Annotated in this window: 12 protein-coding genes; 7 read left to right on the top strand and 5 right to left on the bottom strand. The window is 71.5% G+C overall.

Features of this window, described 5'->3' with window-relative positions; translation table 11 throughout:
• Positions 1-10: 10 nt before the first annotated feature.
• Both argJ and mutT read left to right on the top strand, forming a co-directional pair.
• Positions 11-1,240 carry a bifunctional glutamate N-acetyltransferase/amino-acid acetyltransferase ArgJ gene (gene argJ / locus JUB13_RS24240; protein WP_207483557.1) on the top strand — a complete coding sequence of 410 codons (1,230 nt, stop codon included), beginning with the start codon at positions 11-13 and terminating at the stop codon, positions 1,238-1,240.
• A gap of 5 nt (positions 1,241-1,245) precedes the next feature.
• The gene (mutT, locus tag JUB13_RS24245) at positions 1,246-1,695 is read left to right on the top strand and encodes an 8-oxo-dGTP diphosphatase MutT (RefSeq protein ID WP_207483559.1); all 450 of its coding nucleotides are present in this window, start codon (positions 1,246-1,248) and stop codon (positions 1,693-1,695) included.
• Between the two features lie 53 nt (positions 1,696-1,748).
• On the opposite strand, the gene JUB13_RS24250 is transcribed toward mutT, so the two are convergent.
• From JUB13_RS24250 to JUB13_RS24270, 5 genes are all read right to left on the bottom strand, one after another.
• Entirely contained in the window at positions 1,749-1,931 is a 183-nt protein-coding gene (locus JUB13_RS24250) for a hypothetical protein (protein ID WP_207483561.1), read from the bottom strand.
• A gap of 205 nt (positions 1,932-2,136) precedes the next feature.
• Positions 2,137-4,386, bottom strand: coding sequence for a NosR/NirI family protein (locus JUB13_RS24255; protein ID WP_236025186.1), 2,250 nt, complete (start codon positions 4,384-4,386; stop codon positions 2,137-2,139).
• A 274-nt stretch (positions 4,387-4,660) separates the two neighbouring features.
• On the bottom strand, positions 4,661-5,623 hold the full coding sequence (locus tag JUB13_RS24260; protein ID WP_207483563.1) for a LysR family transcriptional regulator: 963 nt from the start codon (positions 5,621-5,623) through the stop codon (positions 4,661-4,663).
• 108 nt (positions 5,624-5,731) lie between these two features.
• A complete protein-coding gene (locus JUB13_RS24265) occupies positions 5,732-6,109 on the bottom strand; it encodes a DUF4406 domain-containing protein (protein ID WP_207483565.1) in 378 nt (125 codons plus the stop codon).
• A gap of 100 nt (positions 6,110-6,209) precedes the next feature.
• Positions 6,210-6,542 carry a DUF805 domain-containing protein gene (locus tag JUB13_RS24270; RefSeq protein ID WP_207483567.1) on the bottom strand — a complete coding sequence of 111 codons (333 nt, stop codon included), beginning with the start codon at positions 6,540-6,542 and terminating at the stop codon, positions 6,210-6,212.
• Between the two features lie 219 nt (positions 6,543-6,761).
• Between JUB13_RS24270 and JUB13_RS24275 the strand changes: the two genes are divergently transcribed.
• From JUB13_RS24275 to JUB13_RS24295, 5 genes are all read left to right on the top strand, one after another.
• Positions 6,762-8,204, top strand: a complete 1,443-nt coding sequence (locus JUB13_RS24275) for an MATE family efflux transporter (RefSeq protein WP_328703002.1) — start codon at positions 6,762-6,764, stop codon at positions 8,202-8,204.
• Positions 8,205-8,382: 178 nt separating this feature from the next.
• Complete coding sequence (locus JUB13_RS24280; protein WP_207483569.1) at positions 8,383-8,997, top strand: TetR/AcrR family transcriptional regulator; 615 nt, start codon at positions 8,383-8,385, stop codon at positions 8,995-8,997.
• Entirely contained in the window at positions 8,994-10,289 is a 1,296-nt protein-coding gene (locus tag JUB13_RS24285) for an efflux RND transporter periplasmic adaptor subunit (protein WP_207483571.1), read from the top strand. Before JUB13_RS24280 ends, JUB13_RS24285 begins: the two co-directional genes overlap by 4 nt.
• A 10-nt stretch (positions 10,290-10,299) precedes the next feature.
• Positions 10,300-13,428: an efflux RND transporter permease subunit gene (locus JUB13_RS24290; RefSeq protein ID WP_207483573.1), complete on the top strand. Its 3,129-nt coding sequence runs from the start codon at positions 10,300-10,302 to the stop codon at positions 13,426-13,428.
• Positions 13,429-13,535: 107 nt separating this feature from the next.
• Positions 13,536-15,731: a CHASE3 domain-containing protein gene (locus JUB13_RS24295; protein WP_207483575.1), complete on the top strand. Its 2,196-nt coding sequence runs from the start codon at positions 13,536-13,538 to the stop codon at positions 15,729-15,731.
• The last annotated feature ends 4 nt before the right edge of the window (positions 15,732-15,735 follow it).

Below are 15,735 nucleotides of genomic sequence, written 5' to 3' on the forward strand. Positions count from 1 at the left end.
ACGTAGCATCATGGCCGCCAAGGTCTCCCCGCTGGCACCCGCAGGGTTCCCCACGCTTCCCGACGTGGCGGGCGTGCGCTTCGCCACCACAAACTGCGAAATCCGCTATCGCGGGCGGGACGACCTGATGGTCGCGCTGCTGGAACCCGGGACCACGGTCGCGGGCGTGCTGACGCGCTCGCTGACCGCCTCGGCTCCCGTCCTGTGGTGCCGCAAGGCGCTGGCGGGCGGCAGCGCCCGCGCCATGGTGGTCAATGCCGGCAACTCCAACGCCTTCACCGGCAAGGCCGGCGAGGCGTTCGTCTCGGCGACGCTGGACGCCGCCGCGGCGCTGGCCGGATGCGCCCGGGAGGAGGTCTTCCTGGCCTCCACCGGCGTGATCGGCCAGCCGATGCCGGCCGACCTGATCGCCCGGGCCATCCCGGGGCTGGACGGGCGCTTCGAGGCCGGATGGGAGGCCGCGGCGCGCGCGATCATGACCACCGACACCTTCCCGAAGGCGGCGTCGCGCCGGGCGCGCATCGGCGGGACCGAGGTGGTGATCGCCGGCTTCTGCAAGGGTTCCGGCATGATCGCTCCCGACATGGCGACCATGCTGGGCTTCCTGTTCACCGACGCGGCCATCCCTGCGCCCGTCCTGCAGGCCCTGCTCTCGGCCGCCAACGAGCGCAGCTTCAACTGCGTCACCGTGGACGGCGACACCTCGACCTCGGACACGGTGCTGCTGGCGGCCACGGGCAAGGCCGGGAACCCGCAGGTCGCGGATGCGGCCGACCCCGCCCTGGGGGACTTCGCCCGCGCGCTGGACGAGGTGATGGTCGAACTTGCCCAGCTGATCGTGCGCGATGGCGAGGGTGCGACGAAGTTCGTCACCGTGCGCGTGCAGGGCGCCGAGAGCGACGCGGCCGCCAAGCGGGTCGGGCTGACGATCGCCAACTCGCCCCTGGTCAAGACCGCGATTGCCGGCGAGGACGCCAACTGGGGTCGCATCGTAATGGCGGTGGGCAAGGCCGGCGAGCGCGCCGAGCGCGACCTGATCCGCATCTGGGTCGGAGGCGTCCTGATCTGCGCCGACGGCATGCAGGTTCCGGACTACGACGAGGCGCCGGTCGCCGCCCACATGAAGGGGCAGGAGATCGACATCCTCGTCGATCTCGGCATCGGCCCGGGTGCGGCCACGGTCTGGACCTGCGACCTGACCCACGGCTACATCGACATCAACGGCAGCTACCGGAGCTGACGGCCGTGCCGTCGGGCTGCTGGGATCCCGATTCGACGCCGGCGCCGGACCCCGACCGGCGCCTGCTGCTGGTGGTCGCGGTCGCCATGGTGGACGTGGACGGGCGCGTGCTGCTGGCGCGCCGGCCGCCCGGCAAGGCGCTGGCCGGCCTCTGGGAGTTCCCGGGTGGAAAGGTCCACGCGGGCGAGACGCCCGAGGCGGCGCTGGTCCGGGAGCTGCGCGAGGAGCTTGCGGTGGACACCGCGGCGAGCTGCCTGGCGCCCTTCACCTTCGCCTCGCACACCTATCCCGACTTCCACCTGCTGATGCCGCTCTATGTCTGCCGCAACTGGGAGGGCACGCCGACGCCCCAGGAGGGGCAGGAGCTGGCCTGGGTGCGCCCGCTCGACATGGGGCGCTATCCCATGCCGCCGGCCGACCTGCCGCTCGTGGCGATGCTGCGCGACCTGCTGTAGCCCGGGGCGGGCACGGCCCGCCCCCGAGTCGGCATGATCAGTCCGTGTGGCTCTCAGCCGTTGGCGGTCGCCGTCGTATCGGCCACGGTCCAGCGTTCGAGATCGACGGCGCGGAGGTACTTCGTCACCGTCCCGTCGGGAAAGCGCACGTCGTACAGGGTCTCGCTGGAGAGGGTCCGTGCCACCAGCATGCCTTCCCTGCCCCTGACGCGAACACGGGTACCGAGCTTGATCATGGTTGCCACTCACCCTTTGCCTGGAGCTGCCCGAGGTTCAATTTGACCTCGACGCTCCTAACTCGTTGAAGTTAGATCGGATTCTCGTGATCCGGTGTCGTGCCGGGTCACGATCCGCTCTTGCCGGACCGGGCGGCCGTCGCCGAGAGCATGGCGAAATGAGGGCAGCGGTGCTGCGACAACTGTGCATCAAAAGCCGGGCGTGCTAAGCACCCGCATCCTTCGCCCACCAGCTGCCCGGATGAGCATGCCCACGACCCACCTGACGCGCGTTGCGACCGAACTCGTGCTGGATCACGGCCCCGCGGCCCTGAGCTACGCCCAGCACCTGGGCGACCAGGCGCGCGCCGCCGGGAACGACGGCGCGGCGCTGTTCTGGCGCCGCGTCGCGGCCATGGTCCTGACCGCCCAGCTCGGCGGGACGTGGCGGGATCAGGCGGCCGCCTGATCCCTTCTGCCCCGAGCCGGCCGTCAGGCCGGCCGCCGCGCCTCCGGCAGGTCCAGGATCCGCCAGCGGAGGTCGGCCCTCGGGGTGGATGGCCTGGACCGGGCACTCGTTCGAGCAGCGCTGGCAGGGGTTCCCGCACTCCTTGTAGCGGCGGAGCCAGTCGAACATCCGCAGCCGGCCGGGAATGGCCAGTGCCGCGCCCAGCGGGCACAGGTAGCGGCAGAAGAAACGCTCGATGAACAGGCCCGCGGCGACCAGCGCCAGCGCGAAGAGCACGAAGCCCCAGTCCCGCACGAAGCGTAGGACGATGGCGGTCTTGAAGGGCTCGATCTCGGCCCAGTGCTCGGCGTCGTCCAGCGAGTGCAGCGACAGGCCGAACAGGGCCAGGAAGATGATGTACTTGATGGGCCAGAGCCGCTCGTGCAGGCCCCAGGGCACCGTGATCTGCGGCACCTTGAGAAGGCGCGCCGTGCGGTTGGCGAACTCCTGCAGCGCCCCGAAGGGGCAGAGCCAGCCGCAGAACGGGCCGCGGCCCCAGAACAGCAGCGAGGCCGCCACCGAGAACCAGAGGATGAAGACCAGCGGGTCCACCAGGAAGTAGTCCCAGCGGAAATCCGTCAGCAGCGCGTTGAAGAAGGTCAGCACGTTGACGACGGAGAGCTGGGCCGAGGCCCACCAGCCGAGCCACACCAGCGTGAAGGCCAGGAAGCCCAGCCTGATGCGGTCGAACAGCTTCGGGCGGCGGACCAGGACGTTCTGGAAGAAGAAGATCCCGGTCAGCACGGCCAGCGCGATGCCCACGACCACGATATCGCCCATGCGGGCGGCCCAGATGCGCCGCCACAGTGGCATCTCGGCTGCCTCGTCGGCCTCCGCCGATGCCGCCGCGCCGGCAGGGGCGGCTGTTGCGCCCTCCGGAGCCTCGGCCGGCACGCTGGCGACCGCCGTGCGGCGCTCCTGGCGCAGGAAGCGGTCCGGGATCGCGTAGCCGAGATCGAAGGTCAGGAACGCCTTCTCGATGGCGCCGATCTGGCGCCCGACCAGGAGCTGGAGGCGCCAGGGCTGCGTGGGATCGAACTCCGATCCCTTGGGCAGCAGGAACAGGCCGGCCTCGTCGAAGCGCGGTGCGCCCGCGGCCTCGACGGTTCCGAGCCGCAGGTGCATGCGGTCGCGGAAGCGGTAGCTTCCGGTCTCCTGGACGATCTCGAAGCGGTCGAAGATGCCGTCGCGCACATAGCCCGATCCCTTGAAGGAATAGCGGCCCGATCCCATGACGAGGATCGCGCTCTGCCCGGGCTCGAGCTGCTGCGAGAGCTTCTCCCAGCCGCCCTCGCCGAGCAGCGAGCGTCCGATGGTGGGCTGGCTGACGAGCGCCGCGTAGAGGTCGACGAAGCTCTCCTCGCGGGCTCCGGGCTCCGGCCGGGCGGCCGCGGCGGCATTGCCCGACCGCGCGAAGGCATCGTTGATCTCGCCGACGCTGATGTGCAGGCGGCGGATGGATCCGTCCCCGAGCAGCGTCTGCCAGTCCTCCGCCGGACGCTCCGTCAGGTCGAGCGTTCGCGATACCGGCGGCAGCGCGGAGGTCAGGTCGAGCTGCGCGCCGCCGAGCCCCTTGGCACGAGCGATCCTGGTGGCCGAGCGGACGATGGTGTCGCCGATCACCATGACGGTGACGGTGGCGCCGCTGACGATGTCCACTGGCGGGCCATCCCGCTGGATCGAGCCGAGATCCTGGACCTTCAGGCCGACATAGCCGGCGATGAATCGGTTGATCTTCTCGACCGGGATGCCGACCAGGACGATCGGCTCCTTGTCCACCAGCCTCGCGCCGGAGATCGTCCCGTCCAGCGCGACCGCCAGCACGATGTGGATGGGCTTTCCCGAGTATCCCGTGGCGTTCACGTAATCGGAGTTCAGGAACGCGTATCCGAGCAGCGTGTCGCCCCTGTAGACCGGGGCGGCGGGCGGCATCCCCGCGATGGGACCGAAGTGGTCCGCGCCGGGCATCACGCCGCCGGGCTCGACCTGCGTCAGGAACCGGCCGAGCAGTCCCTCGGCCTGCGCCGGCGTGACCGCCGCAAGCAGCAGTCCCAGTCAGAGCAGCACGGTGCCGGTAAAGCTGCCGTGGCGGCGGTTGGCCATTTCGCATCCCGAATCCGCTCGGCTCCAGTGAGCCGCGTCCGGGCAATATTCGAGGTCCGCGCCGCGCTTCCCTTGACCATGGTCAAGTCAGTTGCCGAAAAACGACTTTCCGCCGTGGCGGCCCGGCGGGGGGCCGCGCCTAGGTCCCGGCGCGTTCCTGCTGCTCCTCGGCCTCAGCGGGGTCTGCGCCCCCGCTCGCGCCGGCGCTGCCGTCGAGCCGAGCCGCCTTGCGCCGGAACAGCGCCTGCAACGCCGCCGCGGCGGCGCGCACCGCCGGCAGGGTGCGCAGATCCCGATGGACCATCAGCCAGACATCCTCGACCAGCTCGGGCGGCGGGGGTGCCAGGCGGACGAGGCCGGGATCGGCATCGGCGAGCACGCAGGGCAGCAGCGTCGCCCCCAGCCCGGAGCGGGCCGCGGCATGGCGCAGATGGGCTTCGCTGACCCGGGCGCGGATCCGCCCGCCGGCGACGGCGTCGAGCCATGCGGCCTGGGATTCCGGTTTCGGGCTGGGCGGCAGACCGACGAACTCCATGCGCACGAGGCCGCCCGCATCGCCCGTCCAGCCGGTAAGCGCGCAGTACGCCCGCGCGGCATAGAGCGCGAAGGCGAAGCGGCCGATCCGGCGGGCCGCCAGGTCTCCCTCGCTCGGCAGGCGTTCCATGCGCAGGGCGAGCTCCGCCTCGCGGTTGGCGAGGCTGAGGCGGGCGCGGGTCGCGATCACGCCGAGCTCGGTGCCGGGCGGGCAGGCGTCGAGGATCTCCGCCAGATGGTCCGTGACGAATGCGGCGACCGAGGTCGTCGCGGTGATCCGGACGACCTGCCGCTGGTCGAGGGCCCGGGCCCGGGCCTGGCGGTCCAGGGATGCCGCGCCCACCTGCATGGACCGGGCGGGCTCGAGCAGCGCAAGGCCGAGCGCCGTCAGGACCAGCCGGTTCGGAAGCCGCTCGAAGAGCTGCCCGCCGATCCCGGCCTCGAGCGCCTTGAGGCGGCGCCCCGCCGTCGCCTGGCTCAGCCGCAGGGCACGGGCGGCCTCGGCGAGGCTACCGGTCTCGGCGACCGCCAGGAAGACACGGACGTCGCTCCAGTCCCAACCGTCCATCGCGTCCCGGCCCCTCTCTCCGAAGCGGACATACCGCCCCGGCGCATTGGAGCAGCAGGGCGGGCGGCCGTCCAGGCGCGCGCGGTTCACGCGAGGGGCCCGCGAGGATCAAGCGGGCCGGGGGATCTCCTCGACGGATCCGAAGACCGGGCGCCCGGCGGCCCGGAAGATCGCGGCCATGGCGTCGGCGCCGGCCGAGGCGCCGCCGATCCGCAGGCAGGCGTCGCAGCGCCGGGCGAGGCGCTCGGCGATGGGATGGAAGATCTCGTCCCACACGGCGTCGCCGATCCCGCGCGAGCCCGCCGTCGTGATCAGCGGCAGGGCCAGCGCCTCGCCGGTGACCGGCAGGTGGCCAGCCCGGAACAGGCGCAGCGCGGCCTCGTCCATGGCGCGCATGTTGGCCGCGATCAGCGCGGGGTCGTCTCCGGTCCCGGACCGGTAGGGGCCTGCGACCAGGATCATCATCGGGTGTATCGGCGGCTGCATGGAGCTCCTCCTGCTTGGTTTCGCGCCCGATGCTGCCGCGCAGCCGGCTGCCCCGCAGCCCTGCGGAACTGAAAGGCCGGGTTTCAGAATCGAGGGGGTCTCAGACCGCAGGCGCCTCGCCGAACCGGTTCGGACCCGGCGTCCCTGGGAAGAACCCGGTCTCGACCAGCGCCCAGATCTGCCCGATGACGGGAACGAGCCCCAGCAGCAGCCACCAGGCGCTCTTGTCCCGGTCGTGCCAGCGCTTCGCATATACCGCCAGGCTCGGATAAAGGCTGAGAAGCGTCAGCAGCGCCGACGGGCCTTCGACCTCCATGACGATTTCGGCCACGACGACGGCGAGGCTCGCGAGGAAAAGCGCGAGGTTGAACTGCCAGAAGGTCCTGCGGCCGATCCGTCCCTCGAAGGACAGGAGCAGCGTTTTGAGCGGCATCGCTTACCTCCGCGTCTCGGTGCACCTGCCGGTGGTGGCGAGGCAGGGAACTTCGCGCAAATGGTATTCCGGGACACCGATGCGGTGCAAGGAACAGATGCCGGGTCCGACGCCGCAACAGCCTGGCGGCTGCGCTGTTGAGGCCGGTCGCCCCGCCCCCGAATCCGTTCACGAGTCCGCCCACCAGTCCGCCCACCAATCCGCCCAGGAGGCCCCGCCGTGCCAAGCCCCGCGCAGCCGCGCGCCCGCCTGACCGAGGGCAGCATCCTCCGGCACGTGGTGGTGATGACCCTGACCGGATCGGTCGGGCTGATCGCGATCTTCGCGGTCGATCTCGCCAACGTCTTCTACATCTCGCTGCTCGGCGTCGCCGAGCTGGCGGCCGCCATCGGCTATTCGGGGGCGGTCGTCTTCTTCCAGAACGCGCTCTGCATCGGGCTTTCCATCGGCACGGGCGCCCTGGTGGGGCGCGCCGTCGGCGCCGGGCGGACCGAGGACGCCCGCCGCATCGCCGGTGCGAGCATGGCCCTGATCGTCGCCGTGTCGGCGGTGGTGGGCGTCGCGCTGCTGCCGTTCCTGGACGGGATCCTGGCTCTGCTCGGGGCCGAGGGACGCGCGCGGGAGCTGGCCTCGGGCTACCTGCACCTGGTCTCGCCCATGATGCCGTTGGTCGGGCTCGGCATGGGTCTCTCGACCCTGCTGCGCGCGGTGGGCGACGCACGCCGCTCCATGAGCGTGGCGCTCTACGGCGCGCTCGCCACGGCCGCGCTGGACCCCGTGCTGATCCTCTGGCTCGACCTGGGGCTGACCGGGGCGGCCATCGCCACGCTGGTCTCGCGCCTGATGCTCGTGGCCGTCGGGTGGCACGGGGCTGTGCGCGTGCACGGCATCCTCGGGCCGCCCGTCCGGGCCCGCTTCATCGGCGACGCGCGCGCCCTGCTCGCCATAGCGGCACCCGCCATGCTGACCAACGTGGCGACGCCCGTGGCCTCGTCCTACGTGACGGCGTCGCTGGCGCGCTTCGGCGACGCGGCGGTGGCCGGGCAGGCGACGGTGGACCGGCTGCTGCCCGTGGCCTTCGGCGTGATCTTTGCGCTGACCGGCGCCGTCGGTCCCGTCTTCGCGCAGAATCTCGGTGCCGGCCGCGACGACCGCGTGCGCGACACGCTGCGCGCCAGCATGATCGTGGTCGTCGCCTACGTGCTGGCGGCCTGGCTGGTGCTGTTCCTCGGCCAGGACCTGCTGGTGCGCATGTTCTCGGCCGAGGGCGTGGGTGCGGACCTGCTGCGCCTGTTCTGCAACGTCCTGGCGGGAAGCTGCCTCTTCCTGGGCTTCCTCTTCGTCGCCAACGCGGCTTTCAACAATCTCGGCTTCCCGCTGCTCTCGACCGCCTTCAACTGGGGGCGGGCGACGCTGGGGACGGTACCCCTGGCATCGCTCGGTGCCGGCATCGCGGGCGCGCAGGGCGTGGTGCTCGGCCAGGCCCTCGGCACGGTGGTCTTCGGTGTCGCGGCGCTGGTCGTCGCATTCCGGGTCGTCCGCCCGGGCGCCGCGAGGCCGGCCGCGCCCGGGGCTGCGCTGTGGCGTGCCGTCCCCACCGGGGCCACGTCCGGCAAAGCCAGCGTCGCGGTGCTCGCGGGGCCGGGGCCAGCGGCCGACTGAGCATCGGGCCGTCCTGCCTGATCCCTTGGGCGAGCCGATGCCCCTTCCACACCTGTGATCGACCTGGACCTGTGATCGACCTGGGCCGCGGCTTGACGCCGATCGGGGCGCGGAGTAGTGAATGAACGTTCACTCGGTGAATGAACGTTCATTCCGGATCCGGAACCTAGGACAGTTTATGGACGCCCACGACCTGGATCTGCGCACGCAGCAGCAGCAGCGGATTCTCGCCGCGGCCATCGTGTGCTTCGGCCGCTCCGGCTTCCACAGTGCGAGCATGCAGGACATCTGCGCCGAGGCCGGGATGAGCGCGGGCAACCTCTACCGGTATTTCCCCAGCAAGCTGGCGATCATCGCCGCCATCGCCGAGCAGGAGCGGGAACGGAACAAGGCCTTCTTCGACGAGCTCGACCGCGCCGAGGATCCGCTGGCGGGTCTGGTGGCGGTGGCCCGTACCTTCTTCAGCAAGATGGCCCAGGGCGAGCAGGCGGCCCTGTGCACCGAGATCATGGCCGAGACCTACCGGAATCCCGAGATCCGCGAGCTCTTCAAGCGCAACACCGACGAGGTCCACGAGGCCTTCGCACGGAACCTGCGCCGCGGCATCGAGGCGGGACTGGTCGATCCCGGCATCGATCTGGACGTGGTCGTCCGGATGCTGCTCGCCCTGGGCGACGGCATCGTCGCCCACCGGCCCATGGCCGAGTTCATGACGGCCGACCGACTTCAGGATGCGCTGTCGCTGCTGGTCGAGCGCTTCCTGCGGCCGCCTGCGCGGGACATCGCGCGATGACCGCGAAGCCGCAGCGCCGGCGCCGGATGGCCCTCGTCCTCGGGGCATCGCTTCTCAGCGCATCCCTCTGTGCGGCGCTGCTCGCCGCGGGCATGCTGCCTGCGGCCGACGCGGCCGCGGCTGCGGCCGAAGGGCCGCGTCCGCCCTCGATCACCGTCGCCACCGCCGCCACGGGGGTGATCGCGGACACCGTCACGGTCACCGGGACCCTGGTCCCGCGCCACGAGGTGCTGGTCAGCCCCGAGATCGAGGGCCTCGCGATCACCAATCTGCTTGCCGAGGAGGGCGACCGCGTCGAGCGCGGCCAGGTGCTGGCCCGCCTCTCGCGCGAGACGGTGGAGGTGCTGCTGGCCCAGAACGCGGCCGAGATCGACCGGGCTGTCGCCGCGGTCGGGCAGGCGCGCAGTCAGATTTCCGAGGCCGAGGCGACCCGGGCCCAGGCCGAGGCGGCGCTGGTGCGAACGCGCACGCTCGAGGGGCGCGGCAACGCCTCGACCGAGACGCTGGAGCAGCGCCAGGCCAACGCACGCGTCGCGGCGGCGCGGGTCGCCGCGGCCCAGCAGGCCTTGCGCGTGGCCGAGGCCGAGCGCGAAGTGGCTCAGGCCCAGCGCCGCGAGCTGGCGGTCCGGCTCGCCCGGACCGAGGTCCGGGCGCCTGCGGACGGCTTCGTCAGCCGGCGCACGGCCAAGCTGGGCGCGCTGGCCTCCATGGCCGGCGAGCCGCTGTTCAGGATCGTCGGCGACAGCGCCGTGGAGCTGGAGGCCGAGGTGTCGGAGACGACCCTGGCGCGGCTTCGCGACGGCCAGCGCGCGGGCGTCCTGCCTGCGGGCATGGACCGCGAGGTCCCGGGAAGCGTGCGCCTTGTCATGCCGGAGGTGAACCCCACGACCCGCCTGGGCCGCGTGCGGATCGCCCTGGCACCCCCGGAGGGAACGCGCCTCGCCGTCGGGTCCTTCGCGCGCGGCACGGTCGAGATCGCCCGGCGCGAGGGGGTCCTGGTGCCGCTGTCTGCGGTGCTGTTCCGCCCCGAGGGCGCGATCGTGCAGGTCGTGCGCGACGGCGTGATCGAGACAAGGAACGTCGCCGCCGGGATCCGGGCGCGCGGCATCGTCGAGATCACCGCCGGGCTCGCCACAGGCGAGAGCGTGGTGGCGACAGCCGGTACCTTCGTGCGCGACGGCGACCGCGTGACGCCGGTCGCCGCGTCCGCCTCGCCCCTGGCCGCATCGGCATCGGCGCCGGCCGCCGCGCCCGTCGCGGCACCGTTGCCCGCGGCCTCTCCGGCGCGCTGAGGAGCCGCCCATGGCGATGAACGTCTCGGCCTGGTCGATCCGCAAGCCGATCCCCTCGCTGGTCCTGTTCACGGTGCTGATGCTGCTGGGCGTCGTGACGTTCCAGACGCTGCCGATCACGCGTTTCCCGAACATCGACGTGCCGGTGGTGTCCGTCACCGTGACGCAGTCGGGCGCGGCGCCGTCCGAGCTGGAGACGCAGGTCGCTAAGAAGATCGAGGACGCGGTCGCCAACCTGACCGGCGTCAAGCACGTCCTCACCACGCTGACCGACGGCAGCGCGGTCACCGCCATCGAGTTCCGCCTGGGCATCGATACCGACCGGGCCGTCAACGACGTGAAGGACGCCGTCGCCGAGGTGCGCGCCGACCTGCCCCGCACCGTCGACGAGCCGATCATCCAGCGCATCGACGTGGCCGGGCAGTCGCTCCAGACCTATGCCGCCTCGGCGCCGTCCAAGACCCTGGAGCAGCTCTCCTGGTACGTCGACGACGTGGTGGCGCGCCAGCTCCAGGGCCTCGCGGGCGTGGGCCGGATCGATCGGATCGGCGGCGTGAAGCGGGAGATCCAGGTCCGGCTCGACCCCGACCGGCTGATTGCGCTGGGCATTACCGCGGCCGACGTGAACCGCCAGCTCCGCGCGACCAACGTGAACCTGGCCGGCGGGCGGGGCGAGTTCGGCGGCCAGGAGCTGGCGATCCGCACCCTGGCCGGCGCGCCCACGCTGCAGGATCTCGCCGATACGCGCATCGTGCTGCCCGGCGGACGCGAGGCCCGGCTCTCGGACCTCGGCGAGGTCTCCGATTCCTACGAGGAGCCGCGCTCCTTCGCGCGGCTCGACGGGCGTGAGCAGGTCGTCTCCTTCAGCGTCTTCCGCAGCAAGGGCGCCAGCGACGTCGACGTGGCGCGCGTGGTCGCGGCCAGGCTGGCCGAGATCCAGGCGGCCGACCCCGATGTCAGCTTCACGCTGATCGACGACACCGTCAGCTACATCATGGGCAACTACGTCTCGGCCATGCATACGCTGCTCGAAGGGGCGGCGCTGGCGGTGCTCGTGGTGCTGATCTTCCTGAAGGACTGGCGCGCGACGCTGATCGCGGCGGTGGCGATGCCGCTTTCGATCGTCCCGGCCTTCTGGGTGATGGACCTGATGGGGTTCTCGCTGAACCTCGTCTCGCTCCTGGCGATCACTCTGGTGACGGGCATCCTGGTGGACGATGCCATCGTCGAGATCGAGAACATCGTCCGCCACATGCGGATGGGCAAGTCGCCCTACCGTGCCGCCATGGAGGCTGCGGACGAGATCGGTCTGGCGGTGATCGCGATCACCTTCACCATCGTCGCGGTCTTCGCCCCCGTCAGCTTCATGGGCGGGATCGCCGGCCAGTACTTCAAGCAATTCGGCCTGACCGTGGCGGTGGCCGTCCTGTTCTCGCTGCTCGTGGCGCGCCTGATCACGCCCATGATGGCGGCCTATCTGATGCGCGCCCACGCCCATGTGGTCGAGCGCGACGGGCCGGTGATGCGGTTCTATCTCGGCATCCTGCGCCGCACCCTGCGCCACCCCGCCCTGACTCTGACGGGCGGCCTCGTGCTCTTCGCGCTCTCGATCTGGAGCACCTCGCTGCTGCCCACCGGCTTCGTCCCGGCCGAGGACGCCTCGCGCACGGTGGTCTCGCTGGAGCTGCCGCCCGGGGCGACGCTGGACGATACCCGGACGGCGACCGACCGGCTGGCGACGAGCCTGAAAGAGCTGCCCGAGATCCGCTCGGTCTTCACCATGGGCGGCACCACGCCGACCGGGCAGGGGCGCGAGGTCCGCAAGGCGTCCCTGGTCGTGATGCTGACGCCCAAAGGCGAGCGCGAACTGACGCAGAAGGAGGTCGAGGCCCTGATCTCCGAACGCTTGGCCGAGATGCCGGACGTCCGGGGCTGGTACGTGAACGAGCGCGGCGAGCGCGAGCTGTCCGTCTCCGTGCTCGGCAACGATCCCGCGGCGCTGGACCGGAGCGTGGCGGCCCTTGAGGCGGCCATGCGCCGCCAGCCAGGCTTCGCGAACGTCGCGGCCAGCGCCGGGTTGGACCGTCCGGAGCTGCGCATCGCGCCGCGCGCGGATCTGGCGGCGCGCCAGGGCGTCAGCACCGAGGCGATCTCCGAGACCGTGCGCGTCGCGACCATCGGCGACGTCGATGCCAATCTCGCCAAGTTCGACGCGGGCGAGCGCCAGGTGCCGATCCGCGTGCAGCTCACCGAGCAGGCCCGCAACGACCTCGCGACCATCGGCGCCCTGTCGGTGCCCGCGCCGAACGGGGCGGTGCCGCTCGACGCCGTGGCCGAGCTCAGCTTCGGCCAGGGCCCGTCCTCCATCGACCGCTACGACCGGACGCGGCGGGTGGTGATCGGCGCCGACCTCGCCGGGCGGACCACGCTGGGCGAGGCGCTGGAGGCAGTGAAGTCGCTGCCCGAGACCAAAGCCCTGCCGGAAGGCGTGCGCATCCAGGAAAGCGGCGATGCCGAGATCATGGCGGAGGTCTTCGGCGGCTTCGCCAGCGCCATGGGCGCCGGCCTGCTGATGGTGATGGGCGTGCTGGTGCTCCTGTTCGGCAGCGTCTTCCAGCCGATCACGATCCTGCTCTCGCTGCCGCTCTCCATCGGGGGCGTCATCGCGGCGCTGCTGGTCACCGGCAATCCCGTCAGCATGCCGGTGGTGATCGGCATCCTGATGCTGATGGGCATTGTTACCAAGAACGCCATCATGCTGGTGGACTTCGCGGTCGAGGAGGAGCACCGCGGCGTGCCGCGGGCGGAGGCGATCCTGGACGCCGGGCGCAAGCGCGCCCGCCCCATCGTGATGACCACCATCGCCATGGCCGCCGGCATGGTGCCCAGCGCCTTCGGCGCCGGCGACGGCGGCGAGTTCCGTGCGCCCATGGCGATCGCGGTGATCGGCGGCCTGCTCGTGTCGACCGTGCTGTCGCTCGTCTTCGTGCCGTCCTTCTACACGCTGATGGCCGGGCTTTCCGCGCGGACGGGCCGCTTCTTCGGCCGGTTCATCGGCCCTCGGGAGGAGGCCCTGCGCAGCCTGCCGCAGGATGCGGCCGTCGCCGGCCATTCCCCCATGCGGGACGCGGCCGAATAAGAGGGGCGCAGGCGCAACCGGGGTAGAGGAGCCGCCGCGCCGGCTTGGTTAATGTCAGTTTAACCATGACGGGCGCATTGCTGCCGCGACGATGGTGGGAGCGGCGCATGACGATCGGCAAGTGGTCCATCGGGCGGCTGGAATGGGTCGTGGTCCTTCCGCTGGTCCTGCTGCTCGCCGCGGCGACCTTCAACGCCGGCCATTTCCTGGCCGAGTACCGGCGCGCGCGGGGCGCGGTCGAGCAGGGCCAGGAGATTCTCGAAGCCGTGGCTGATGTCCGGGCGGATCTCGGCGATCTCGAGACCGGTCAGCGGGGATACCTCCTGACGCTCGACCCCACCTATCTCGAGCCCTACGAAGCGCGGCGCCGCCGCCTTCCGGACGAACTGCTGCGCCTGCAGGCATTGGTCGGTGGCGACCCGGATCAGGTCCGGCGGGCTGCTGCCCTGCGTGCCGCCGCCGAGAGCAAGGCAGACGAGCTGGCCGAGACCATCGCCGCGGTACGGCTGTCGGGCCTCGAGAAGGCGCTGGATATCGTCCGGACGGGCAAGGGGGGCGCCGCGATGCGCGAGTTCCGCGCCATTGCGGACGAGATCGCGGATACCGCCAACATGCGGCTTAGCCGGGATCGGGACCGCGGCGCGGTGGCCGAGAGCCGCATGCTGGCGGCTGGCGCAGCGGCCGGCTTCTTGTCCTTCCTGTGTATCGGGCTGCTGGGATCGCATGCCCTGCGGCATTTCCGCGCCGCCTGCGCCAGCCACGGCCGCGAGCGCCGCTCCTGGGAGGAATTGCGCCGCAGCACGGAACTGAGCCGGCGGATGCTGAATGCCAGCGCCGACTGCGTGAAGCTGCTGGACCTGGACGGACGGCTGATCTCGATGAATCCCGGCGGCTGCCGGCTGATGGAGATCGACGACCTGCAGCCCTATGTCGGGGCGGACTGGTTCGGCTTCTGGACCGACGGCGAGACACGGCGCCTTGCCCGCCAGGCCTTCGACGAGGCCCGGGCCGGACGGACCGGCCGCTTCTCCGGCTTCTGCCCGACCGCGAAGGGGACCCCGCGCTGGTGGGACGTCGCGATCTCCCCGGTGACGGAGGAGGACGGCACGGTCTGCCAGCTCCTGTCGGTGTCGCGCGACGTAACCGAGCGGATGCAGGCCGAGCAGTCCCAGCGCGAGAGCCAGGGCCGCCTGCGCGCCATCCTGGAGACCACGCCCGAGTGCGTGAAGCTCGTGGGGGCTGACGGGCTGCTGCTGCAGATGAACCGCGTCGGGCTGCGCATCGTCGAGGCCGAGTCCGAGGATGCCGTCCGGAACAGGCCGGTCCTCGACCTGATCGCCCCGGAGCACCGGGCGCAGTGGCTGGCCAACCACGAGCGCGTGTGCCGCGGCGAGGAGCTGAGCTGGGAGTTCGACCTGCTCGGCCTTAAGGGCACCCGGCGCCACATGGAGACCCATGCCGCCCCGCTGGTCCTGGGCGACGGCACGCGGGCGCAGCTCGCGGTGACGCGCGACGTCACCGAGCGCCGGCTGCTCGAGCGCCAGCTCAAGCTGGCCAGGGACAAGGCCGAGGCGGCAGCGCAGATGAAGAGCCGTTTGCTCGCGGCCACGGGGCACGACCTCCGCCAGCCGCTGAACGTGATCTCGATGGCCCGGGACATGCTGGCCCCGCGCACGGTCGATCCCACCTCCTCCAAGTACCTGGCCTGGATCGGCGAGGCCGTGAAGCAGCTTGCGCGGAACCTCGACGACATCTCGGACATCTCGCGCATCGAATCGGGAGCCCTGAAGCCGAAGGTCGCCCCTATGCGGCTCGACGACGTGCTCGACGACGTCCGCGGCCTGTTCGCGCCGCTGGCCGAGCGAAAGGGGATTTCCCTGCGCGTTCTCGGCTGCTCGGCCGAGGTGGCGACCGACCGGGACATGCTGCGGCGGATCCTGGAGAACCTGATCAGCAACGCCGTCAAGTACACGGGCTCGGGCGGATCCGTGCTGGTCGGCGTCCGTCGGCGCGGCGGCGCGCTTGCCCTCCAGGTCCTGGACACCGGGGCCGGGATCCCCGCCGACCGGCTGGCGACGGCCTTCGACGCCTACCGCCGGCTCGACGCAACCACGCCGGGATTGGGCCTCGGCCTGTCCATCGTGAAGCAGACGGCGGACCTCCTGGGGCACCGGGTCGATGCGCGCTCGGTTCTCGGCCGGGGCTCGTGCTTCACGGTCGAGCTGGCGGCCGACCCCGCCGGGTCCGCGGCCCGGAACGCCGCCCCCGACACCGTCATGGATGCGGGCCGGCGCCTGGCCTGACGGC

The organism is Arenibaculum pallidiluteum, assembly GCF_017355985.1.
GTDB lineage: Bacteria > Pseudomonadota > Alphaproteobacteria > Azospirillales > Azospirillaceae > Arenibaculum > Arenibaculum pallidiluteum.

What these genes read in the sequence shown, in the direction of transcription:
- JUB13_RS24290 (WP_207483573.1), top strand. Translation starts at nt 10,300, where the DNA reads ATGGCGATGAACGTCTCGGCCTGGTCGATCCGCAAGCCGATCCCCTCG.
- JUB13_RS24255 (WP_236025186.1), bottom strand. Translation starts at nt 4,386, where the DNA reads ATGCCCGGCGCGGACCACTTCGGTCCCATCGCGGGGATGCCGCCCGCC.
- argJ (WP_207483557.1), top strand. Translation starts at nt 11, where the DNA reads ATGGCCGCCAAGGTCTCCCCGCTGGCACCCGCAGGGTTCCCCACGCTT.
- JUB13_RS24280 (WP_207483569.1), top strand. Translation starts at nt 8,383, where the DNA reads ATGGACGCCCACGACCTGGATCTGCGCACGCAGCAGCAGCAGCGGATT.
- JUB13_RS24250 (WP_207483561.1), bottom strand. Translation starts at nt 1,931, where the DNA reads ATGATCAAGCTCGGTACCCGTGTTCGCGTCAGGGGCAGGGAAGGCATG.
- JUB13_RS24295 (WP_207483575.1), top strand. Translation starts at nt 13,536, where the DNA reads ATGACGATCGGCAAGTGGTCCATCGGGCGGCTGGAATGGGTCGTGGTC.
- JUB13_RS24270 (WP_207483567.1), bottom strand. Translation starts at nt 6,542, where the DNA reads ATGCCGCTCAAAACGCTGCTCCTGTCCTTCGAGGGACGGATCGGCCGC.
- JUB13_RS24265 (WP_207483565.1), bottom strand. Translation starts at nt 6,109, where the DNA reads ATGCAGCCGCCGATACACCCGATGATGATCCTGGTCGCAGGCCCCTAC.
- JUB13_RS24285 (WP_207483571.1), top strand. Translation starts at nt 8,994, where the DNA reads ATGACCGCGAAGCCGCAGCGCCGGCGCCGGATGGCCCTCGTCCTCGGG.
- JUB13_RS24260 (WP_207483563.1), bottom strand. Translation starts at nt 5,623, where the DNA reads ATGGACGGTTGGGACTGGAGCGACGTCCGTGTCTTCCTGGCGGTCGCC.